This window comes from Frigidibacter sp. MR17.14 (assembly GCF_037095735.1).
Lineage (GTDB): Bacteria > Pseudomonadota > Alphaproteobacteria > Rhodobacterales > Rhodobacteraceae > Frigidibacter.
Map to the genome: position 1 here is coordinate 130,477 of NZ_JBAWKD010000006.1, position 22,401 is coordinate 152,877.

21 protein-coding genes are annotated in these 22,401 nt (G+C 68.2%); 12 read left to right on the forward strand and 9 right to left on the reverse strand.

The window, feature by feature from the left end; all coding sequences use genetic code 11:
- Position 1 precedes the first annotated feature (1 nt).
- The 11 genes from V8J36_RS15970 (at position 2) to pdeM (ending at position 12,411) form a co-directional block, all read left to right on the forward strand.
- Complete coding sequence (locus V8J36_RS15970; protein WP_442902500.1) at positions 2–682, forward strand: OmpA family protein; 681 nt, start codon at positions 2–4, stop codon at positions 680–682.
- A gap of 350 nt (positions 683–1,032) precedes the next feature.
- Positions 1,033–2,307, forward strand: coding sequence for an AAA family ATPase (locus tag V8J36_RS15975; RefSeq protein WP_336468310.1), 1,275 nt, complete (start codon positions 1,033–1,035; stop codon positions 2,305–2,307).
- Positions 2,308–2,345: 38 nt separating this feature from the next.
- Positions 2,346–3,809: a CpaF family protein gene (locus V8J36_RS15980; protein WP_336468311.1), complete on the forward strand. Its 1,464-nt coding sequence runs from the start codon at positions 2,346–2,348 to the stop codon at positions 3,807–3,809.
- Positions 3,810–3,833: 24 nt separating this feature from the next.
- A complete protein-coding gene (locus V8J36_RS15985; RefSeq protein WP_336468312.1) occupies positions 3,834–4,802 on the forward strand; it encodes a type II secretion system F family protein in 969 nt (322 codons plus the stop codon).
- Between the two features lie 7 nt (positions 4,803–4,809).
- Positions 4,810–5,781: a type II secretion system F family protein gene (locus V8J36_RS15990; RefSeq protein WP_336468313.1), complete on the forward strand. Its 972-nt coding sequence runs from the start codon at positions 4,810–4,812 to the stop codon at positions 5,779–5,781.
- A gap of 56 nt (positions 5,782–5,837) precedes the next feature.
- Complete coding sequence (locus tag V8J36_RS15995) at positions 5,838–6,383, forward strand: tetratricopeptide repeat protein (protein ID WP_336468314.1); 546 nt, start codon at positions 5,838–5,840, stop codon at positions 6,381–6,383.
- Positions 6,384–6,391: 8 nt separating this feature from the next.
- The gene (locus V8J36_RS16000) at positions 6,392–7,258 is read left to right on the forward strand and encodes a tetratricopeptide repeat protein (RefSeq protein ID WP_336468315.1); all 867 of its coding nucleotides are present in this window, start codon (positions 6,392–6,394) and stop codon (positions 7,256–7,258) included.
- 4 nt (positions 7,259–7,262) lie between these two features.
- The gene (locus tag V8J36_RS16005) at positions 7,263–7,784 is read left to right on the forward strand and encodes an A24 family peptidase (protein ID WP_336468316.1); all 522 of its coding nucleotides are present in this window, start codon (positions 7,263–7,265) and stop codon (positions 7,782–7,784) included.
- Positions 7,785–7,973: 189 nt separating this feature from the next.
- Positions 7,974–9,236, forward strand: coding sequence for an ATPase (locus V8J36_RS16010; RefSeq protein WP_442902506.1), 1,263 nt, complete (start codon positions 7,974–7,976; stop codon positions 9,234–9,236).
- A 42-nt stretch (positions 9,237–9,278) separates the two neighbouring features.
- On the forward strand, positions 9,279–11,699 hold the full coding sequence (locus tag V8J36_RS16015) for a ligase-associated DNA damage response DEXH box helicase (protein ID WP_336468318.1): 2,421 nt from the start codon (positions 9,279–9,281) through the stop codon (positions 11,697–11,699).
- A 10-nt stretch (positions 11,700–11,709) separates the two neighbouring features.
- Positions 11,710–12,411 (forward strand): ligase-associated DNA damage response endonuclease PdeM, encoded by a 702-nt coding sequence (gene pdeM, locus V8J36_RS16020; protein WP_336468319.1) that lies wholly within the window; start codon positions 11,710–11,712, stop codon positions 12,409–12,411.
- Here pdeM and V8J36_RS16025 read toward each other — a convergent pair.
- Entirely contained in the window at positions 12,365–13,195 is an 831-nt protein-coding gene (locus tag V8J36_RS16025; RefSeq protein ID WP_336468320.1) for a LytTR family DNA-binding domain-containing protein, read from the reverse strand. The genes pdeM and V8J36_RS16025 overlap by 47 nt on opposite strands.
- 116 nt (positions 13,196–13,311) lie before the next feature.
- Between V8J36_RS16025 and V8J36_RS16030 the strand changes: the two genes are divergently transcribed.
- On the forward strand, positions 13,312–13,764 hold the full coding sequence (locus V8J36_RS16030; protein ID WP_336468321.1) for a PaaI family thioesterase: 453 nt from the start codon (positions 13,312–13,314) through the stop codon (positions 13,762–13,764).
- Here the strand turns inward: V8J36_RS16030 and folD are convergent.
- The 8 genes from folD to tolB all read right to left on the reverse strand — a co-directional run bounded on the left by folD (position 13,761) and on the right by tolB (position 22,357).
- On the reverse strand, positions 13,761–14,672 hold the full coding sequence (gene folD, locus V8J36_RS16035; RefSeq protein WP_336468322.1) for a bifunctional methylenetetrahydrofolate dehydrogenase/methenyltetrahydrofolate cyclohydrolase FolD: 912 nt from the start codon (positions 14,670–14,672) through the stop codon (positions 13,761–13,763). The two genes, V8J36_RS16030 and folD, sit on opposite strands and share 4 nt — an antisense overlap.
- A 32-nt stretch (positions 14,673–14,704) precedes the next feature.
- On the reverse strand, positions 14,705–15,001 hold the full coding sequence (locus tag V8J36_RS16040) for a chorismate mutase (RefSeq protein ID WP_336468323.1): 297 nt from the start codon (positions 14,999–15,001) through the stop codon (positions 14,705–14,707).
- Between the two features lie 367 nt (positions 15,002–15,368).
- On the reverse strand, positions 15,369–16,169 hold the full coding sequence (locus V8J36_RS16045) for a methyltransferase domain-containing protein (protein WP_336468324.1): 801 nt from the start codon (positions 16,167–16,169) through the stop codon (positions 15,369–15,371).
- 8 nt (positions 16,170–16,177) lie between these two features.
- A complete protein-coding gene (gene ftsH, locus V8J36_RS16050) occupies positions 16,178–18,088 on the reverse strand; it encodes an ATP-dependent zinc metalloprotease FtsH (RefSeq protein WP_336468325.1) in 1,911 nt (636 codons plus the stop codon).
- Between the two features lie 149 nt (positions 18,089–18,237).
- Positions 18,238–19,464 (reverse strand): tRNA lysidine(34) synthetase TilS, encoded by a 1,227-nt coding sequence (gene tilS / locus V8J36_RS16055; RefSeq protein ID WP_336468326.1) that lies wholly within the window; start codon positions 19,462–19,464, stop codon positions 18,238–18,240.
- A gap of 8 nt (positions 19,465–19,472) precedes the next feature.
- Entirely contained in the window at positions 19,473–20,333 is an 861-nt protein-coding gene (gene ybgF, locus V8J36_RS16060) for a tol-pal system protein YbgF (RefSeq protein ID WP_336468327.1), read from the reverse strand.
- Between the two features lie 11 nt (positions 20,334–20,344).
- On the reverse strand, positions 20,345–20,881 hold the full coding sequence (gene pal, locus V8J36_RS16065) for a peptidoglycan-associated lipoprotein Pal (protein ID WP_336468328.1): 537 nt from the start codon (positions 20,879–20,881) through the stop codon (positions 20,345–20,347).
- 135 nt (positions 20,882–21,016) lie between these two features.
- Complete coding sequence (gene tolB / locus V8J36_RS16070) at positions 21,017–22,357, reverse strand: Tol-Pal system beta propeller repeat protein TolB (protein WP_336468329.1); 1,341 nt, start codon at positions 22,355–22,357, stop codon at positions 21,017–21,019.
- Positions 22,358–22,401 lie beyond the last annotated feature (44 nt).

Here is a 22,401-nt window from a genome sequence, read left to right on the forward strand (position 1 = left end):
AGTGAAAACGCGCCTCTTCCTCGCTGCCGCCCCTCTTGCCGCCCTGCTGCTGTCGGCCTGTTCGAACGCGCCCGCGGGCGACGCCGTGGACCATACCCAGGCCGGGTTCGGCAATGCCACCATGCAGAACCGGATGATCCAGACCGGCGACATGAGCTATGTCATCGACCTGACCAAGCGTTTCGCCGCCGCGGTTCCGCCGCGCGTGCACTTCGCCTTCAACTCCTCGGCGCTGGACGGCGAGGCGCGCGCGATCCTCGACCGGCAGGCCGACTTCATCCGCCAGTTCCCCGAGTTGCGCTTCCGCGTCTATGGCCACACCGACCTCGTCGGGTCGGCCGGGTACAACCGCGCGCTCGGCCTGCGCCGGGCCCAGGCCGTGGTCGCCTATCTGTCGACCCGCGGGATCAGCCGCTCGCGGCTCGAGGCGGTCGTTTCCTATGGCGAAACGCAGCCCCTCGTGCTGACCGAGGCGCCCAACGCCCAGAACCGTCGCACCGTGACCGAGGTTTCGGGCTTCGTCGGACATCGCACGGGCACGCCGCTGAACGGTAAGTATGCGGCAGTGATTTTCCGCGACTATGTCGCGAGCGCCGTCGCGGACCATGGCATGCCGAGCTGGTCGGGCAGCGATGCCGCTGGCGTCGCAGGCTCGAACTCGGGCTCCGGCGGCACCAACTGATCGCCGCTCCGCCCCTGCCGGGCGGAGCGTTACCTGACTGGCTGATGCGGGGCGCGCCGAAGGTCGCCCCGCCGGTTGCCGTGTGAAGGGATGCCTTGCCGAAGCGATTCGCCCGGCACGGGGTCCCGCCCCGTCCGAAGGCGACGACGGCCATGCGGAGGCCCGGACAAGGCCGCGAGGCGACGGCTCCTCCGAATACAACCGGCGGGTCGCTACCGTGCACAAACTCCAAACAATTTCGGTTTTCCAGCCGCATTCTCGCCCGATTCTCAGGCCATCTTTTACCGGTGAGTAAGGACGCGGCCGCAAGAGCCGCAGGGGGCAGAACCGCTCCAGAAGGGAATGAGGCAATGTCCAAGGCAGCCCAGATGATCGAGCCCGAAACCGCGCAGATTGTTGCCTGCACGGTGTCCCGTGACGTGTCCAACTTCGATCTGCTGATCGAGGACATGGAGACCGAGCTGGGCGAAAGCTGGGGCGATCTCGGATTTGCCGAGGCCCTGCGCTTCCTGGACCAGCCCGAGGCCCAGGCCCTGCAGTTCGTGGCGGTGGCGCTGGACGAAGAGGACGAGGCCGACGTGCCCGAGGTCGCGGCGATCATCGCCCGCGCCAAGGAGAAGCGCATCCGCGTCCTGCTGATCGTCGAGACGTTGAGCCCGGCCGCCCTGCACCAGCTGATGAAGCTTGGTGCCGATGACTTCCTGCCCTACCCCCTGCCGCAGAACGCCCTGCACGAGGCGATCGAGCGGCTGAACGAGGCGCCGCAGGTGCCGGCCGGCCTGCCGGCCGACTGGGCGCAGGTGCCCGTTCCCCCTGCCCCGCGCGGCGGCGCCGGCAAGCATGACGGCGTGGTGCTGCCGGTCCACGGCCTTGCCGGCGGCGTCGGCTCGACCACCTTCGCGGTCAACCTCGCCTGGGAACTGGCGACGATGGCCAAGGAGAACGGTCCCCGCGTCTGCCTGCTGGACTTCGACTTCCAGATGGGCGCCACGGCGACCTATCTCGACCTGCCGCGCCGCGACGTGGTCTTCGACATGCTGTCGGACACCTCGAAGCTGGATGCCGAAACGCTGCAGCTGTCGATGGTGACCTTCAACGACAAGCTGCACGTGCTGACCGCCCCGGGCGAGATGCTGCCGCTGGACATCGTCAGCTCGGAAGACATCAACCGCATCATCGACACCGCGCGCAGCTGCTTCGACTTCGTGGTCGTCGACATGCCCTCGACCGTGGTGCAATGGACCGAGGCGGTGCTGACCCAGGCCCATGTCTACTTCGCCGAGATCGAGCTCGACATGCGCTCGGCCCAGAACACGCTGCGCATGATCCGGGCGCTGCGCGCCGAAGACCTGCCGCTGGAAAAGCTGCGCTACGTGCTGAACCGCGCCCCCGGGCTGACCGACCTCCCCGCCAAGGCCCGGGTCAAGCGTTTGGCCGAGAGCCTCGACATCAAGATCGAGCTGCAGATGCCCGACGGCGGTCGCCAGGTCACCCAGGCCAACGACCACGGCCTGCCGCTGGCCCTGCACGGGGCGACGAAGAAAAGCGCGCTGCGCAAGGAAATCGCCAAGCTCGCGAAATCGCTTTTCGAGCTGAACCGCGCTGCCGAGACCGCCAAGCTCTGACCCTCCCAGACTGCCAGACGTCAGGATAATCCGCCGCCATGTTCTCGCGCTACAAGAAGCCCCAGACGCCCGCGACCCCGCCGAACGCCGTGCCCACGGCCCCGGCCGCGCAGGCGCAGGCCGCGCCCGCGGGCGCCCCCGTCGCGCAGCCGCCCCGCCCCGCCGCCGTCCAGCGCCGGGTCGAACTGCCGCAGGCACCGGCGCAGGCGGTGGCCGCCGACAAGGAGCGCAAGCGCAAGGAACGGCTGTCCGAGCTGAAGGTGCAACTGCACAAGCGGCTGCTCGACGACCTCAACCTTGCGGCGCTGGAACAGGCGACCGAGGCGGAGCTGCGCAACGAGATCTCGGCCATCGCCTCGGAAGGGCTGACCGAGCTGTCAGTGGTTCTGAACAAGGAAGAGCGGCAGGTCCTGAACCAGGAGCTGTATGACGAGGTCATGGGCCTCGGGCCGCTCGAGCCGCTGCTGAAGGACGACACCGTCAACGATATCCTCGTGAACGGGCCGCAGCAGATCTTCGTGGAACGCGCCGGCAAGCTGCAGCTGACCGACATCACCTTCAAGGACGAAAAGCACCTTCTGCGGATCATCGACAAGATCGTGTCCGCCGTGGGCCGCCGCGTCGACGAATCGAATCCCTATGTCGACGCCCGCCTGTCCGATGGCTCGCGCTTCAACGCGATGGTGCCCCCGGTCGCGGTCGACGGCTCGCTGGTCTCGATCCGGAAGTTCAAGAAAGAGAAGCTGGCGATCGACGACCTCGTCCGCTTCGGCGCCTTCACCGAAGAGATGGCGGCCTATCTGCAGGCGGCGGTCGCGACGCGGCTGAACGTCATCGTCTCGGGCGGCACCGGCTCGGGCAAGACCACCACGCTGAACGCGCTGTCGTCGTTCATCGACAATGCCGAGCGGATCCTGACGATCGAGGACACGGCCGAACTCCAGCTGCAGCAGACGCATGTCGGCCGCATGGAAAGCCGCCCCGCCAACGTCGAGGGCAAGGGCGCCGTCACCCAGCGCGACTGCCTTCGCAACGCGCTGCGGATGCGCCCCGACCGGATCATCGTCGGCGAGACCCGCGGCGAGGAAGTCATCGACATGCTGCAGGCCATGAACACCGGCCACGACGGCTCGATGACCACGATCCACGCGAACTCGGCCCGCGACGGCATCAGCCGCCTTGAAAACATGGTCGCCATGGCCGGGATCGAGATGCCGATCAAGGCCGTGCGCAGCCAGATCGCCAGCGCCGTCAACCTGATCGTGCAGGCCTCGCGCCTGCAGGACGGCTCGCGCCGCATGGTTTCGATCACCGAGCTGACCGGCATGGAGGGCGAAGTGATCTCGATGCAGGAAATCTTCCGCTACGAGCGCCTGGGCCTTGCCGCCGACGGCAAGATCATCGGCCGCTTCACCGCCACCGGGATCCGGTCGCACTATGCCGACCGCTTCCGCCAGTGGGGCTACGACCTGCCGCACACGATCTACGAGCCCACCCTGTAACGTATCGTTCCGAGGATCCCGACCATGGTGCTGAGTGCCGCGCCCCTGATCTACATCGTCGTCTTCGTCGCGGTGCTGCTGCTGGTCGAAGGGATCTACCTTCTGGCCTTCGGCAAGTCGATCAGCCTCAACAGCCGCGTGAACCGCCGGCTCGAGATGCTCGACAAGGGTGCCAAGCGCGAGCAGGTGCTGGAACAGCTCCGCAAGGAGGCCAGCCAGCATCTCGCGGCGAACGGCATCCCGCTCTATTCGCTGCTGGCCGCCAAGGCGCAGAAGGCCAACATCGCCTTCAGCCCGCGGCAGCTGGTGATGATGATGGGCGTGCTCAGCGCCGTGGCCTATGTCGGTCTCGGCATCGGCACCGAGGCGAGCCCGGCGGTGCGCGCGCTTCTGTCCGTGCTGATGGGCGTCGGCGGCGTGTTCCTGTGGGTGAACGGCAAGGCCAACAAGCGCATCGCGCTGCTGGAAGAGCAGCTGCCCGACGCGATCGAGCTGATGGTGCGCAGCCTGCGCGTCGGCCACCCGTTCTCGGCCGCGATCCAAATCGTCGCCAAGGAGGTCGCCGATCCGCTGGGCAGCGAATTCGGGATGATCGCCGACGAGGCCGCCTATGGCCGCGACATCACCGAAAGCCTCAAATCGCTGGCGGAACGCACCGACATGCAGGACCTTCGCTTCCTTGCCGTCGCGGTGACGATCCAGCAGCAGTCCGGCGGCAACCTGGCAGAGATCCTCGACGGTCTGGCCAAGGTCGTGCGCGCCCGGTTCCGCCTGTTCCGCCGCGTGAAGGCGATCACCGCCGAGGCGAAATGGTCCGGCACCTTCCTGTCCGGCTTCCCGCTGGTGGCGCTGGTCGGCATCCAGGTGCTGAAGCCCGACTATTACGACGGGGTCAAGGACACCCCCGCCTTCATCCCCGCGGCGATCGCCGTCGGCGCGATGCTCGCCGTCAACGTCCTGTTCATGAAGATCATGACCACGATCAAGGTGTGAGGCCGCCATGCTGACCGAGATCAACGACCTTCTCGTCGCCCGATTCGGCCCGCTGGGCCCGCTCTATGCCGTCGGCGCGCTTGGCCTGCTGATGATTGCCGTCACCATCCCGCTGTTCCTGAACCGCGCGCCCGATCCGCTGAAGAAGCTGAAGGACGACGGCAAGGAGGGCCGCGGCAAGGATGGCGAGCGTCGGGCGCTGCGCACCGGCCGGTCAGACAAGCTCGACAAGTTCGCCACCTTCCTCGAACCGAAGACGGAAGAGGAGATGACGAGCGCGCGCCTGAAGATGATGCGCGCCGGCTATCGCGGCAAGAATTCCGTCCGGACCTTCCACGCCATCCAGTTCACCGTCGCCATCGGCGCGCTGATCCTTGGCACCGTCTATTCGCTGCTGAAATCCTCGATGGGCGATGTGCCGGCCTCGCAGATGGCCATGTACACGCTGCTGCCGGCGGCGGCGGGTTATTACCTGCCGCGCTACTGGCTCGACAAGCGGATCGAAGCCCGCCAGAAGCAGATGCAGAACGGCTTCCCCGACGCGCTCGACATGCTTCTGGTCTGCGTCGAGGCCGGTCAGTCGCTGGACCAGGCGATCATCCGCGTCGCGAAAGAGCTCGAGATGGGCTACCCCGCGCTGGCCGAGGAATTCGAGATCGTCGCCTACGAGGTCAAGGCCGGGAAAGAGAAATCCTCGGTTCTGCGCGCCTTCGCCGAGCGTTCGGGCGTCACCGACATCGCCAGCTTCGTGACGGTGATGATCCAGTCGGCGCAGTTCGGCACGTCCATCGCCGAAGCGCTGCGCGTCTACGCCGCCGACATGCGCGACAAGCGCGTGATGCGCGCGGAAGAGTTGGCGAACAAGCTGCCGACAAAGATCACGCTGGGCACGATGATGTTCACCGTGCCGCCGCTGCTGGTGATCCTTGTGGGGCCGTCCATTTACTCTATCATCCAGCTGTTCGGTAATTTTAAGTAAACGACGGCGAGACTTTCGTGAGATCCGGCGCGCAGGCCAGGTTCCTGCCCCTTCTGATGCTGTGCACGGCCTGCCTCGCGGCGGGCTGTTCGCGTGATGGCAGCAACCCCTATGCTCCCTCTGGCGTGGCCCGCGGGGCCGAGGCCATCGACGGGCTCACCGTCGGCCACCGGCTGATGGAGGCGGGCGAATTCGACCTCGCGCTCAAGGCCTATTACCGCGCCGCGGTCGAGCATGGCACCACGGTCGACGTGCTGTCGGCGATCGGTTCGGCCGATCTGCGGCTGGGTCGCCTGGGGCAGGCCGAACAGATGCTGCGCCGGGCCATCGACGCCGACGAGCGCTTCGTGCCCGCCTGGAACAATCTCGGCGTGGTGCTGATGGAAAAGAATGAGCTCTCCGAGGCCGCGCAAGTGTTCCGCACGGCCTATGCGCTAGACAGTGGCAACTCTGACGAGATCCGCGAAAATCTGCGCCTTGCCCTCGCGAAGATGGACGCCCCCCGCTATGATCCGCAGGAAGAACCGGCGGAGTACAAGCTGGTGCGGCGCGGTTACGGGGAATACCTTCTGCTCGGCGCCGCGAAAGGCAACGCGCAGTAGGAGAAGCCATGCGTCATCCTGTCATCGTCGCGCTCTGCCTGGGCGCGGCCACGCTCGCCGCCGGCTGCAACCGCACGACCTCGGATGCCGAGGTTAAGCGCGCGGTGAAAGAGGCGGGCGTCGTCGAGGAAAACAACATCAGCGACATCATGCTGACGGTCGCGGACCCGAACGAGGCGGTCTCCTACTTCACCCGCACGCTCGAGGAACGTCCAAACGACGTGACAGCCAAGCGCGGCCTCGCGGGCTCGCTGGTCAAGGCCAAGCGCCCGGCAGAGGCGATCAAGCTCTGGACCGAGATCGCCGAGGGCCCCGAGGGCACGCCCGACGACCGGGTGCAACTGGCCGACGCCCTGATCCGCGACAACCAGTGGAAACCGGCCGAGGCGCAGCTGAACCGCGTGCCCCCGACCCACGAGACCTACGAGCGCTACCGGCTCGAGGCGATGGTGGCCGACTACAACAAGAACTGGAAGAAGGCCGACAGTTTCTACGAAACCGCCGCCGGCCTGACGACGCGCCCGGCCAACGTGCTGAACAACTGGGGCTATTCCAAGCTGAACCGCCGCGACTTCGCCGGCGCGGAAAAGCTGTTCACCGACGCGCTGAAATACGACGGCACGATGTTCACCGCCAAGAACAACCTGGTCATGGCCCGCGCCGGGCAGCGCAAATACGATCTGCCGATCGTCGAGATGACCCAGACCGAACGGGCGATGCTGCTGTACACGGCGGCGCTGACCGCGATCAAGCAGGGCGACCTGCAGACCGGCAAGAGCCTGCTGCGCGACGCGGTCGAGACCCATCCCCAGCATTTCGACGAGGCCGCCCGCGCGCTGGCCGCGCTCGAGGGCAGCCCGGTGTCGCAGGGCTGATCGGATGCTGGGCACCACGCCGCAGACCGCCTCGCTGGTCTTCCTGCTGCTGCTGGCGCCGGTCGCCTTCTATGTCTGCTGGACCGACCTGCGCTGGATGAAGATCCGCAATCGCACAGGGCTTCTGGTGCTGGCAATCTTCGCCGTCGCCGGGGGTCTGGTCCTGCCGCCCGAGATCTGGGCCTGGCGCTGGCTGAACGCGGTCGTGGTGCTGGCGATCGGCTTCTTCCTAACGGTCGCGGCGGGCGTCGGCGCGGGCGATGCCAAATACGCGGCGGCGGTCGCGCCCTTCGTCGCCCCCGCGCATGCGGCACTGCTGCTGCCGATCTTCGCGGCCTTCCTGCTGGGCGCCTTCGCCGCGCATCGCGGCCTGCGCGCCCTGCCCGTCGTGCGCGCCGCCACGCCCGACTGGGTCAGCTGGACCCGCGCGGACTTCCCGATGGGCCTCGCCATCTCGGGCACGATCGTCACCTACCTGGCCCTGACCGCCTTCCCCGAACAGGCCGCCGCGCTGCTCAACCGCTGACAGGCATCGCGCCGGAAAATTTCGCGCGCCGCGCCCCTGCATCTGCCCGCTTCTGCCACGATGCTGCCCCGATGGCAGGCTTTACTCGCGCCATGTCCCCCGCGGGTGCTGCCGCCCCGCCCTTCGCGAGTGCGCTGCCCCGTGACCCTTCAGACCCTGCCCAGCTTCGCCCCACCGGCGCCCCGGACCATGGAAGAGACCGGCCTTGGCGCGGTGCTGATGCGCGACATCTTCCTGAAGACGATGTTCCGCATGAACCTGACGCTGGTCTCGGATCTCGCGCGGATCTGCTCGGTGCAGACCGCCATCGCGCAGGAGCTGATCGACCTTTGCCGCGGACAGCGACTGGTCGAGGCGATGGGCACGCTGCACGCCAATTCGGGCAACGAGATGGGCTACCAGCTGACCGATGCCGGCAAGGCGCGGGCGCTGGATGCCTTGGCCCAGTCGGAATATTTCGGCGCGATGCCGGTGCCTCTGGAGAGCTACCGCGCCCAGGTCCAGCGCCAGTCGATCCGCAACATCACGATCACCCGCGACCGTCTGATCGGTTCGATGGGCCACCTGATCCTGCCGCCGCACCTTCTGGACCAGCTGGGCCCCGCCGTCGGCTCGGGCCGATCGATCCTGATGTACGGCCCGCCCGGCAACGGCAAATCCTCGATCTCGAACGGGATCCGCGATGCGATCGGCGAGCGGATCTACGTTCCGCGCGCCATTGAATATTCCGGCCAGATCATCGCGGTCTATGACCCGATCGTGCATTCCGCGGCCGAATCGGCGGTGGACGACCCGGGCTCGCTGCGCCGCACCTCGAACCGGTTCGACAACCGCTATGTCTTCTGCGAGCGCCCGACGGTGGTGACGGGGGGCGAGCTGTCGCTGGACATGCTCGACCTCACCTTCAACCCGGTCGCCCGCACCTATACCGCGCCCCTGCAGCTGAAATCCTCGGGCGGCGTCTTCATCGTCGATGACCTCGGCCGTCAGGCCGAACCGCCGCAGAAGCTGGTTAACCGCTGGATCGTGCCGCTCGAGGAAAGCCGCGACATCCTTGCCCTGCAATCGGGCGAGAAGTTCGAGGTGCCCTTCGACACGCTGGTGATCTTCTCGACCAACTTCCATCCCAACCAGATCTTCGACAAGGCCGCGCTGCGCCGGATCTTCTACAAGATCAAGATCGACGGGCCGGATCAGGAGGGCTTCCTGAAGATCTTCGCGATGGTGGCGAAAAAGAAGGGCGTGCCGCTGGATCAGGCGGCCCTCGTGCACCTGCTGCGCAACAAGTATCCGACCATCGACAACGTCTATGCGAACTACCAGCCGGGCTTCCTGATCGACCAGATCCTGTCGATCTGCAAATACGAACGGATCGAGCCGCAGATGTCGCCCGACCTGATGGACCGCGCCTGGGCCAACATGTTCGTCGAAGACAGCGACATCGTGCACTGACCAACATGGTCGAACCGCTCCGGCGACCCTAGATTGCCGGGCATGGAAGCCCTGCCCGCCCCGATCCGAACCTGGTTCTCTGCCCGCGGCTGGGCCCTGCATCCGCATCAGCAAGAGATGGTGGCCCGTTCCCAGGACCCTGCCACGTTGTTGGTCGCGCCGACGGGCGGCGGCAAGACGCTTGCAGGATTCCTGCCAACGCTGGGTGAACTGGCCGTCGATCCGCGCCCCGGGTTGCACACGCTCTACATTTCGCCGTTGAAGGCGCTTGCCGCGGACATCCGCCGCAACCTGACCCGGCCGGTGGCCGAGATGGGTCTGCCGATCCGGGTCGAGGATCGCACCGGCGACACGTCATCCACCCGGCGCAAGGCGCAGCGGGCCGATCCGCCACAGATCCTGCTGACCACGCCGGAAAGCCTCGCCCTGCTTTTGTCCTACGAGGATGCACCGCGGGTCTTTGCCACGCTGCAGCGCGTGATCGTCGACGAGATCCATGCGCTGGCCGAATCGAAGCGTGGTGATCAGCTGATGCTGAACCTCGCGCGTCTCTCGACCCATGCGCCGGCCCTGCGCCGCGTCGGCCTGTCGGCCACGGTCGAGGATCCTCCGGCGCTGGCACGGTTTCTCAGCTGCGGCGATACGCCCTGCGAGGTGCTGATCGCCGACCTCGGCCCCAATCCGGACATCGCCATGCTAGAAACGCGCGAGCCACCGCCATGGGCAGGCGGCGGTGGGCGCTACGCGATCCCCGACATACTCGAAGAGGTGAAGGCCCATCGCATCACCTTGATCTTTCACAACACCAGGGCGCAGGCGGAACTGTTCTTCCACGCCCTCTGGCTGCAGAATTCCGACAACCTTCCGATCGGCATCCATCACGGCTCTCTCGCGCGCGAGGCCCGCGAGAAGGTCGAGGCGGCGATGGTCGAGGGGCGGCTGCGGGCCGTGGTCGCGACCGGCTCCCTCGACCTCGGGATCGACTGGGGCGACGTGGATCTGGTGATCCAGGTCGGCGCCCCGAAGAACGTGAAGCGGCTCGTGCAGCGTATCGGCCGTGCCAACCACCGCTACAACGCCCCCTCTAAGGCGCTGCTGGTGCCCGCAAACCGTTTCGAGGTCATCGAGTGTCGCGCCGCACTCGAGGCGGTGCGCGCCCATGACCTCGACGGCAGCGCGCGCGGGCCCGGGCCGCTCGACGTGCTCTGCCAGCACATCCTCGCCACGGCCTGTGCCGGGCCGTTCCGTGCCGCGGCGCTTCTGGCAGAAATCCGCACCGCCGGCCCCTACCGCACCCTCAGCCGCGCCGCCTTCGACGACTGCCTCGATTTCTGCGCCACCGGCGGCTACGCGCTGCGCGCCTACGACCGCTGGCAGCGGATCGTCGAGCGCGACGGGCTCTGGCAACTGCGCGACCCGCGCGCCGCGCGCGGCATCCGCATGAATCTTGGCACCATCGTCGACACCGAGAAGCTGAAGGTCCGCCTGCGCGGCCGCGGCGGCGCACCGCTGGGCGAGGTCGAAGAGGGCTTCGCCGCCAGCCTCACCGCCGGGGACAGCTTCCTGATCGGCGGCGAGATCGTCCGCTTCGACGGGCTGCGCGAGATGACGGTCGAGGTCAGCCGCGCCCCCGCGCGCGAACCGAAGATCGCGGTCTACGACGGCACCAAATTCGCCGCCTCGACCGAACTGATGGACCGAACGCTGGAGATCCTGAACGACCCCGACCGCCAGCGCGCCCTGCCCCTGCCGATCCGCCAATGGGTGGCCCTGCAGGCAGAGGTCAGCCAGATGCCGCAGCGCGACCGGCTTCTGGTCGAGAGCTTTCCCTTCGAGGGCCGCGAGCATCTGGCAATCTGGTCCTTCGCCGGACGCAATGCGCAGCAGACGCTGGGCCTGCTGGTCACCAAGCGGATGGAGGATGCGGGGCTCGCCCCCCTCGGCTTCGTCGCCACCGACTATGCGACGCTGGTCTGGGGGCTGGAGCGGGTCACCGATCTTGCCCCGCTGCTCGACGCCGGTGCCCTGCACGAAGGGCTCGAGACCTGGCTCGCCGCAAATGCGCTGATGAAGCGCGCCTTCCGTGACGTGGCCACCATCGGCGGCCTGATCGAGCGCAACCTGCCGGGGCAGCGACGCAGCGGCCGACAGGCAACTTTTTCAACCGACATCCTCTACGACACCCTGCGCCGGCACGATCCGGATCACCTTTTCCTGCGCATCACCCGCGACGCCGCCCTCAGCGGGCTGGTCGATTTCGGCCGCATCGACGAGATGCTGGACCGCACCCGCGGCCGGCGCGACCTGCTGCGTCTCGACCGCGTTCCGCCCCTCGCGGCGCCGATGTTCCTCGAACGCGGCCGGGTGCCGATCGCCGGGGCCGGCCGCGAGCGCCTGCTGGCCGATGCGGCAGAGCAGCTGCTGCAGGCGGCAGGGCTTGGCAGCGGCTGGACCGGGGGCTAAGGCAGGCGGGATGACGCATTTCGCCTTCACCCTCGCGGGCGCCGCGCTGCGCGCGCGTGCCAGTGGCGCGCTCTGGTGGCCCGAGCGGCGGCTTCTGGCCGTTTCCGACCTTCACCTTGGCAAATCGGGCCGCATCGCCCGTCGTGGCGGTGCCCTGCTGCCGCCCTACGAAACCCGCGACACCCTCGCGCGGCTCGACGCCGAGATCGAGGCGCTTGCCCCGGCCGAGGTCATCTGCCTGGGCGACTCCTTCGACGACCTCGCCGCCGCGGCGCTGCCCGAGCCCGAGGCCCTGTGGCTGGCACGACTGATGGCCGGGCGGCGCTGGATCTGGATCGAAGGCAACCACGACCCCGGCCCGGTCGATCTTGGCGGGCAGCACCTGGCCGACCTGCGCGCCGGCCCGCTGACCTTCCGCCACATCGCGCGGCCCGGGGCCGAGGGCGAGGTGTCGGGACATTATCACCCCAAGGCGCGCCTGCCCGGGGGCGGTGCCGCGCGCGCCTGCTTCCTGCTGGACGCGACCCGGGCGATCCTGCCGGCCTTCGGCACCTACACCGGCGGGCTCGATTGCGGGTCGCCGGTCCTGGCCGGACTGATGGCGGACACCGCGCTTGCGGTGCTGACCGGGCCGCGGGCCATCGCCCTGCCGGCCCGCCCCGGCCTCAGCCGATCCCGGCCGAAGCGACCGCCTCGCGGTAGTTTCGGCTGACCGGAACCTCGGCTCCGTCCAGCATCACCAGCACCGTCTTGCCCGACCGCGTGGCCACACCCTTCACCGAGGACAGGGCAACCCAGTGCGAGCGGTGTACCTCCAGCCCCTCGACCGGCGCGGTCTCGGCCACGGCGTCGGAAAAACGCAGCAGGATCCGCGAGGTGCCGCGTTCGGTATGGATCTCGACATGGTGGTTGCGGCCAGAGATCCGCAGCAGCGCGCCGCGTTCACGCTCTGGCAGCCGGGTGATCAGCCTCGGGGGCTGAGGCCGGTCCTCGGGCGTCGGCACGGCGTCGGGATCGCTGCCCGGCCCCACGACAGGCATCGGCGCCGCTGCCGGGACCGATGACAGGCCGGCCGTCGGGACCGCTTTGCGGGCGTCGATGCCCAGCGTCCAGCGCAGGGCCGAAATCCCGAGCGAGCCGGCAATGACAAAACCCGCGAACTCGATGGCCGAGGGCACGATGGCGCCTGTCGCCAGCGGCGAAAGCAGGACGAGCAACGGCACGAAGACCAGCACGTTCAGCACCATGACGGCCACGGCCCCGCGCCAGAACGACCGAAGGCCCAGCTTGCAGTGCACGAAGACGCGCACGCCGCTGCCCAGCAGGATCACAGCGGCAACCACCAGCGGCCAGTAGACCAGCCGGGTCGCAAGCGGCATGTGGGCGTAGCTGCCGAAGGGCCCGGTAAAGCCGGTCGCCGCGGCAAGGATCGCCCAGGTCATCACCGCCTTGCGGCTGCTGACCATCGCCTTCCATTCCTCGAGACAGCCGTGCACGCGAGCGATTCCGATTTGCGACAACATCACGAATTTATCCGTCCTGACGCAACGGAGCAATCGCACGATTGCAACACCTATGTAACGTTTTCAGAGTGTTGCAGGGAGGAATCGCAATGCAGGAACCGCAGGATTGGGCAATTCGCGCCACGCGGATCCGCGAGAGCTTCGCGCGTCAGGCGATGATGCGGACGCTGGGCGCGGAACTGGCAGAGCTTGCCCCCGGCCGCGCCGTGATCCGGCTGCCGCTGGCAGAGCATCTGGGCCAGCAGCACGGCTTCGCCCATGCGGCGGCGAGCTTCGCGATCGGGGACAGCGCCGCGGGCTACGCGGCCCTGGGACTGATGGAGCCCGGGCAAGAGGTGCTCACGGTCGAGATGAAGATCAACCTGATGGCGCCCGCAATCGGAAGCCTGCTGGTCGCCGAAGGGCGGGTGATCAGGCCGGGGCGCCGGATCACGGTCGTCGCGGCCGAGGTCTTCGCCGAGGACGGCAGTGGCAGCCGACGGCAGGTCGCGCTGCTGCAGGGGACGATGATCCCGGTCACCGACGAGCGCGTCCGGGATTAGGGCGTCAGGCCTTCGGGGTCCGGCAGGCCGTTCGCGCGGCAGCAGGCCGTCAGGGTATTGGCCAGCAGGCAGGCGATGGTCATCGGCCCGACCCCGCCCGGCACCGGCGTGATCGCGCCAGCAACCCGTGCAGCTGCGGCATAGTCGACGTCGCCCACCAGCCTGGCCTTGCCGTCGACCTCGATGCGATTGATGCCGACATCGATCACGGTGGCCCCGGGCTTCACCCAGTCGCCCTTGATCATCCCGGGGCGGCCGACCGCGGCCACGAGAATGTCGGCGCCGCGACAGACATCGGGCAGATCCCTGGTGCGGCTGTGCGCGACGGTGACCGTGCAGCTTTCGTTCAGCAGAAGCTGGGCCATCGGCTTGCCGACGATGTTCGATCGACCGACCACCACCGCGTTCAGCCCGGCCAGCGAGCCAAGGTGGTCGCGCAGCATCATCAGGCAGCCCAGCGGCGTGCAGGGCACCATCGCCTTCTGACCCGTCCCCAGCAGACCGACATTCAGGATATGGAACCCGTCGGCATCCTTGGCCGGCGCGATCGCGTTGATGACCTTGGTCGCATCCATGTGGCCCGGCAGCGGCAATTGCACGAGGATGCCATGCACCGCCGGATCGGCATTGAGCCGGTCGATCAGCGCCAGCAGATCGGCCTCGGGCGTCTCGGCCGGCAGCTTGTGCTCGAAGCTCGACATCCCGACCTCGCGGGTCTGGATGCCCTTGTTGCGCACATAGACGGCCGAAGCCGGATCCTCGCCGACCAGCACGACGGCCAGACCGGGCGTGATGCCCTGCGCGGCCTTCAGCTCTGCCACCTGCGTCGCGATCCGCGCGCGCAGGCCGGCCGCGAAGGCCTTGCCGTCGATGATCGCCGCCGTGGTCTCTGCCGTGGTCCCTGCCATCGTCCCGTCCCCTGTTGCGTCCGCCGGCCCGCTCACTCGGAGCCGAGCACCCGTTCCTCGCGGGCGATGAAGTCCTCCATCATCGTCCGCCACAGCTTTTCCGCCACATCTGCATCAAGCCCCGTTTCCGAAGCCTTGCTGCGCACCTTCGTCACCACGTCCTCGACACGGGTCTCTATCCGCGCCGGCAGGCCCTCGCCGGGCTTCAGTTCGATGGCGCGGTCGATCATCCGTTGCCGCCGCGCCAGGATCTCGACGAGGCTGCGGTCGATCGCGTCGATCTCGGCCCGAAGCTCGGCCATGCTCGCGATATCGCGCGGATCCTTCATGCGATCTCTCCCGGAAGTGCGTTTGCCGGTCTGATGCCCTGTTTGCGCCGCAGCCTCAAGTCCCGATCCCCGCGGCCCCTGCTGGCACAGCCCTAGCCGGGCCCGCCCGTGGCGGCAGGCCGCAAAACGGCATCCCGAAGCGCCGGACCGGCATCGCGGGCGGCGGCGGAACTTCGCCGGCCTCACCGCGTTGGAAAGGAAAGCCGCTTGCAACTTCGGAGAAGCCCATGCGCGCCGCAACGATCGCCATCAACCTCGGCTTCGGCCTGGGACTCGCCCTCGCCTCGACGCTGCTGGTTCTGGTCTGAGCCACGCCTTGGCGTGAGCCGGACAACAGGACGCCGCCCCACCGGGCGGCGTCTTGCTTTCAGGACTGAAGGGTCGACAGCACGAGGAACAGCCGTCGGAACGGGAAGAGGACGGCGCCGTCTGCCTCGACCGGATAGGCCGCGCGCAGCGCCTCGTCATAGCGGGAGACGAACCTTGCAGCCTCATCCTCCGACAGCTTCTCGAGAATCGGGCGCATCGCCGTCGATTCGGTGAACCGGCGCACCGGGTGCCCGGTCTCGACCGGGGCGAGGCGCTGCAGATATTCGCTCTCCCAGATATCCAGCAGCCCAAGCGGATTCAGGATCCGGTGATAGTCGATGGCCGCAGCGACCGGGGGCGTCCAGTCCGCGAAGTCGAACCGGTCGGGATAAAGGTCGGCAGCGAATTCACGCAGGAAACGGTGCGACGGGGCGGCATGCTGACGCGGCATCTGCACCGCCAGCACCCCGCCCGGCGCGAGTTGCAACGCAAGCGCGGGCAGCAGCGCCTCGTGGTCCGGCAGCCATTGCAGCGCGGCGTTGGAAAAGATCAGTGCCAGCGGTGCCGCGGCCTGCCATGTAGCGGCATCGGCCACCTCGCAGCGCGCATAGGCGCCGGTCGCCTGCGCCTCGGCCAGCATCGCCGCCGACGTGTCGAGCCCGATAAGCCGGTGCCCCGCAAACCGCTGCGCCAGGGCCGGACCGACCGCGCCGGAGCCGCAGCCAAGGTCGACGATGTCGCCGTCCGGCAAAGCATCGACCCGCGCCAGAAGATCCAGCGCGGGCCTGAGGCGCAGGTCCCGGAACCGGCCGTAGGCGGCGGGGTCCCAGTCCTGCGCGGGTCTGTCGATGACCGGCACCGGCGGCGTCAGGCCATCGGCTCGGGTTCGAGACCGCTGTCGCCCTTCGGCGCGCGCGGCTTCGTGACCTTGGGGATCGCCGGCATAACCGACGAGCCGGACGGCGGCGTCTGGTCGTCATCGCCACCCAGTGCCTCGCCACGCATGACCTTCTTGATCTCGTCGCCGGTCAGCGTCTCGTACTCCAGCAGACCCTGGGCCAGACGTTCGAAGGCCTCGGCATTGTCGACGAGCAGCTGGCGCGCATTGACATAGCCTTCCTCGATCAGGCCTTTCACCTCTTCCTCGATCAGCTCCTTGGTATGAGCCGAGACCGAGAAGCCGCCGGTGTTGCCCTGATAGCCCTCGTGGGCCTCGGCATAGTCGATGTTGCCGACCTTGTCGGACATGCCCCAGCGCATGACCATGGCACGCGCCAGCGCCGAGGCCTGCTGGATGTCGCCAGCCGGGCCGTTCGACACGCCCTCTTCGCCATATTTGATGATTTCCGCGGCCTTGCCGGCCATGGTCATCGCCAGCTTCTGGCGCGCCTCGTCCTTGTGGAAGTTCAGACGATCCATTTCGGGCAGGCTGACAACCATGCCCAGCGCGCCGCCGCGCGGGATGATCGTGGCCTTGTAGACCGGATCGCATTTCGGCAGCAGCAGGCCGACGAGGGCGTGCCCGGCCTCGTGATAGGCGGTCTTCTCCTTTTGATCGTCAGTCAACACGAGCGAGCGACGCTCGACCCCCATCATCACCTTGTCCTTGGCGTTCTCGAAATCTTCCATCGAGACGAAGCGGCGGCCGACGCGGGCGGCCATAAGGGCAGCCTCGTTCACCAGGTTCATCAGGTCGGCGCCCGAGAAGCCGGGCGTGCCGCGCGCGATCAGGCGCAGGTCGACGTTCGGGCCCAGCGGCACCTTGCGGGCGTGGACGTTGAGGATCTTTTCCCGGCCCTTGATGTCGGGGTTCGGGACATGGATCTGGCGGTCGAAGCGGCCCGGGCGCAGCAGCGCCGGGTCCAGCACGTCGCGGCGGTTGGTCGCGGCGACGATGATGATGCCCTCGTTCGCCTCGAACCCGTCCATCTCGACCAGCAGCTGGTTCAGCGTCTGCTCGCGCTCGTCGTTGCCACCGCCGAAGCCGACGCCGCGGCTGCGACCGACCGCGTCGATCTCGTCGATGAAAACGATGCAGGGGGCGTTCTTCTTGGCCTGCTCGAACATGTCGCGCACACGGCTTGCGCCGACGCCCACGAACATCTCGACGAAGTCCGACCCCGAAATGGTGAAGAACGGCACACCCGCCTCGCCCGCGATGGCGCGCGCGAGAAGGGTCTTACCGGTACCAGGCGGGCCCACGAGCAGCGCGCCCTTGGGAATCTTGCCGCCGAGGCGGCTGAATTTCTGGGGATTGCGCAGGAATTCGACGATCTCTTCCAGCTCTTCCTTCGCCTCGTCGATGCCGGCGACATCGTCGAAGGTGACCCGGCCCTGCTTTTCGGTCAGCAACTTGGCACGCGATTTGCCGAAGCCCATCGCGCCGCCGCGGCCGCCGCCCTGCATGCGGTTCATGAAGAAGATCCAGATGCCGATCAGCAGCAGGAACGGCAGCCAGAGCGAGAGCATCGACAGGAAGCCCGACTGCTCCTGCTTCTCGACCGTGACTTCGACGTTCTGCGCGATCAGCTTGTCGGCAAGCTGTTCGCCCTGCGGGCGTACCGTGGTGTAGGTCTGCCCGTCCTTGCCGCGCAGGATAACCTGTTCGCCATCCAGCCGGACGCTCGCAACCTCGCCGCTGTCGACCCGGTTGATGAACTCCGAATAGCTGAGCGTGCGCGCATTCATCGTGCTCTGCCCGCCCGAAAACAGGTTGAACAACGCCAGAATGAGCAGGAACAGCACGACCCAGAAGGCGATGTTACGCGCGTTTCCCAATGGGAATCCTCCAATGACCTTGCGCGCGCGGGGCCGCTTGCCGACGGACCGGGCGCACGTGCCACAAAATAGGGATTTGGTCGCCGGGTTCAATCCGTGAAGCTTCCGGTATCGGGTCAGTGATCCTGCTGCGACACTCAGGATACGGTTCAGGCCTTACCATAAAGCTGAGATTCCGGGGCAAGGAGCCGCGCCGCCCAGCCCTTGGCGAGCGCCGGACCCAGCGTGGGTGCGGCCAGAAGCCGCTGCCCCGACCAGACGCCGGGGTCGGCCAGCACCGCTGCCCGCGGGCGCCCGGCGCTGCGCCAGTCCTCGAGCTGGGCAAGGCCAGCCTCGCCCAGAGCCCGGATTTCGGCCTCGCCGGACCCCGAGAGCGCCCAGCGACGGTCCCAGACCGTGCCCGGCGTGGCGATTTCCCCTGCGACGGCAGCGAGTTCGCGGGCGAAGCGGATCTGCGGCCCGCCCAGCACCAGTGCCCCTGCCAGCACCCCGCGCCCGCCGCCAAGTGCCGTGGCCAGCGCCGCCTCTGCCTGCGCGCGCCGCGGGCGATAATCCGAGGGCGCGACGAACAGCAGCGCGCGCGAGAACAGGCGCAGCCGGGTCTCGGTGGGCGCGGCGGCTAGCATCGCCGCGTCGACGACGACATCGCCGGCCTCGATCCGCGCGGCATCGCGGGCCAGCCGGTCTGCCGCGGCCTCGAGCACTTCGCGCGCCTCGGCCAGCCGATCGGCGGTGGCGGCAAGGGTCCGCGCATCGAGACCCAGCGTTGCAAGATGCGGCAGGGCCTGACGCATTCGCACCCGGTCATAGGCCGGATCGTCGTTCGACGGGTCGTCGACCCAGGCCAGCCCCCGGGCTGCCAGCCAGTCACGCAGCTCGTCCCGGCCCACGGACAGAAGCGGCCGCCACCAGCGGATGCCCAGGGCCTCGCGCCGCCGCGCCATGCCCGACAGCCCGTCCGCACCCGAGCCGCGGGCAAGGCGCATCAGGAAGGTCTCGGCCTGATCGTCGCGGGTGTGGCCAAGCGCGACATCGCCCAGCCCCCTGCCCCGCGCCCAATCCGCGATCAGCTGCAGCCGCCCGCGGCGCGCGGCGTCCGGCAGGTTGCCCTTGCCGTCCCAGTGCCAGTGCAGCGTGTCATGCGGCAGGCCCAGCCCAGCCGCCTGCGCGGCGACATCGGTCGCCTCGCTCGCGGCCTCCGGGCGCAGTCCGTGATCGACGGTGACAACGGCCAGATCCGGCCCGCCCGCCCCGCGCCACTCGGCCAGCAGATGCAGAAGCGCGACGGAATCCCCGCCCCCCGAAACGGCAACGCCCAGCCCCTTCGGGGGGCCGGGCGCAAATCCATCCTGCAGGGCGCGGGCGGGGTCCACCACGCCGGCCCTCACTGGCAGCGCAGCTGCGCCATCGCGGTGCGCGCCTCGGACAGCTGCGGGCTCGACGGGAAGCGGCGGCCGACCTCGGACAGGGTCACGCAGGCTTCGTTCGACTGCCCAAGCTGGCCCAGCATCATGCCGAGCCGCGTCAGGTTCTCGGGCGCGCGCGTCCCCTCGGGGGCGTTCGAGAAGCCGTCCAGATAGGCGCGCGCGGCATTGGCGGTGTCGCCTGCCTTTTCCAGCGCCTGACCGCGCAGGAACTGCGCGTCGCCCATCAGCGGCGAGCCAGGATAGGATTGGGCAAAGGTCGCAAACTGCGCAGCGGCGCCTTGAAAGTCACCGGAATCGAGCACCCCCTTGGCCCGATCGAAGTCCGATTTCTCGTTCAGGGCCAATTCCGCACCGCCCGAAGAGGCGGGCTTCGACGACGGCGCCGCGCTGGGCGCCGGCGCGGTCATCGCCGCCCCGCCGCCCGAAGAGGACGCGCCGCCGCCAAGGCTCGCGGTGATCGGCAGGCTGCCGACATCGCAGCCGCTTTCCATCTCGCACAGCCGGAACTCGATGTCGCCGATCCGGTTCGTGCCATCGGCGACGACCCGGCTCACGCGGTTTTGCAGCTCTTCGGTGGCGGAGGTGAGCCGCGACAGCTCGGCCTCCATCGTGTTCATCCGGTCGAGCGCCGAGGCGCCGCCCGCGGCCTGCAGGTTGGCCCCGTTCGAGGTCAGCTCCTGCTTCAGGCCCTGGATCTGGGCGGCGAGCTGCGACAGCTCCTTGCGGATGTCGGCCACGGTCTCGGCCCCGGCCGGCGCGGCAAGGGCCGTGCCGGTCGCGAGGGCGAGAAGCGCCGCGCGGATCGGGAACCGGATCATGGCATTCATCCTCAGCTGCCGGCGCCGACCGAGATCACGGTGACGGCACGGCGGTTGCGGGCGTAGCAGCTTTCTTCCGAGCAGATCGCCAGCGGACGCTCCTTGCCGTAGCTGACAGTGCGCAGGCGGTTGGCGGCGACGCCGTTGGCGATCAGGAAGTCCTGCACGGCCGAAGCGCGGCGGGCGCCCAGCGCGATGTTGTACTCGCGGGTGCCCTGTTCGTCGGCATGGCCTTCGATGATGGCGGTGTAGTTCGGGTGCGAGTTCAGCCACTGCGCCTGACCGGTCAGGATCATGCGGGCCTCGTTCGACACGGTCGACTGGTCGACGGCGAAGTTCACCATGTCGCCGATGGTCTGCTGGAAGTAGGCCGGCGAGTTCGGGTTGTTCGGGTCATTGGCCCCGCCCGCGCCATAGGCGCCGTTCGCGCCGTAGCCGCCCGCACCGTTCATGCCACCGGCACCGCCGGCGCCGTAGCGGTTGGGGTTGTTGCAGGCCGCGAGCGCCAGCGCGCAAAGCAGCAGAATGGCCGAGGAATGCAGTTTCATGGGTGTTCCGCCTGTTATGAGCCGCCGGGGCATTCGCGCCCCGGCCTTGTCCGTCTTGGTCCGTCTTGGCCCCGCTTTACCAAAGCGATCACGCCTTGGAAACGATTGCCTTCATCCTTCGGGGGCCTCTGCCCGTTACTTCAGCAGCGGCGACCAGGCCGGGTCCGAAGCCGCGCCGGAGGTCGGCACCGCCTTCAGGTTCCGCCCCGAGACATCGACCGAGAACAGCCGCGGCTCGCCGCCGGCGCCGGCGGTTTCGCGCGTGAACATCACCACCCGGCCATTCGGCGCCCAGGTCGGACCCTCGTCAAGGAACGAGGCCGTGAGAAGCCGCTCTTCCGAACCGTCGGTGCGCATCACGCCGATGTGGAAGCGGCCGGCATTCTGCTTGGTGAAGGCGATCAGGTCGCCGCGCGGCGACCAGACCGGCGTGCCATAGCGACCCTCGCCGAACGAGATCCGCGTCGGTTCGCCCCCGTTCGCGCCCATGATGTAGATCTGCTGCCCGCCCGAGCGGTCGCTTTCGAAGACGATGCGCGAGCCGTCCGGCGAGAAGGACGGCGCGGTCTCGATCGCGGGGGTGTTGGTCAACCGCTGGGTCTGGCCCGAGCGCAGGTCCATCTTCCAGATGTCGGTGTTGCCGCCCTGCTCGACCGAATAGACGATCTGCGACCCGTCGGGCGAGAAGCGCGGGGCGAAGGTCATCGTGCCGGGCGTCTCGGGCAGCAGCTGCGACGAGACGTTCGACAGGTTCAGCATCTTGATGCGCGGGAAGCCGGTCTCGAAGGTGGTGTAAAGCACCCGGTCGCCCGAGGGCGAGAAGCGGGGCGACATCACGATGGTCGAGCTGTCGGTCAGATACTGCGGACCGGCGCCGTCGTAATCCATGATGCCAAGGCGCTTCTGGCGCTTGTCCTTCGGCCCGATCTCCTGGACGTAGACCACGCGGCTGTCGAAATAGCCGCCCTCGCCGGTGATGCGCGAATAGACCTGGTCGGCGACCTTGTGGGCCATCCGGCGCCACGAGGCGGCCGAGGCCACGTATTGCTGCCCCTCGCCCAGCTGCTGGCCGGCGAAGACGTCATAGAGGCGGAACTTGACGGTGATCTTGTCGCCCGAGACCGAGACCGAGCCGCCGACCAGCGCCTCGGCATTGATCGCGCGCCAGTCCTGATAGGACACCGGGGCGTCGAACGAGGTGATGCGCGCGATATGGGCCGAAGCCGGGATCTCGCGGAAGAGGCCCGTGCCGGTGAGGTCGGCGTTCAGCACCTGTGTCAGCTGCGCGGCATACTGCTGGGCGGCGGCGTTCTCGGCCACGAAGACCGGGGCGGCATAGGGCAAGGGCTCGATCACGCCCTGATCGATCTCAATCCGAAGCGGCCCGCGATCCTGCGCGAGCGCCGGCGAGACGGCGAAGGGCGCCGCGAGCGCGGCCGCCGAGAGAAGCGCCGCGAGGGCGGTCTTGCGAAGCATGGGAAGTCTCCCCCTGGTTCCGGGCCGCGCCGGGCCGCCGGGTT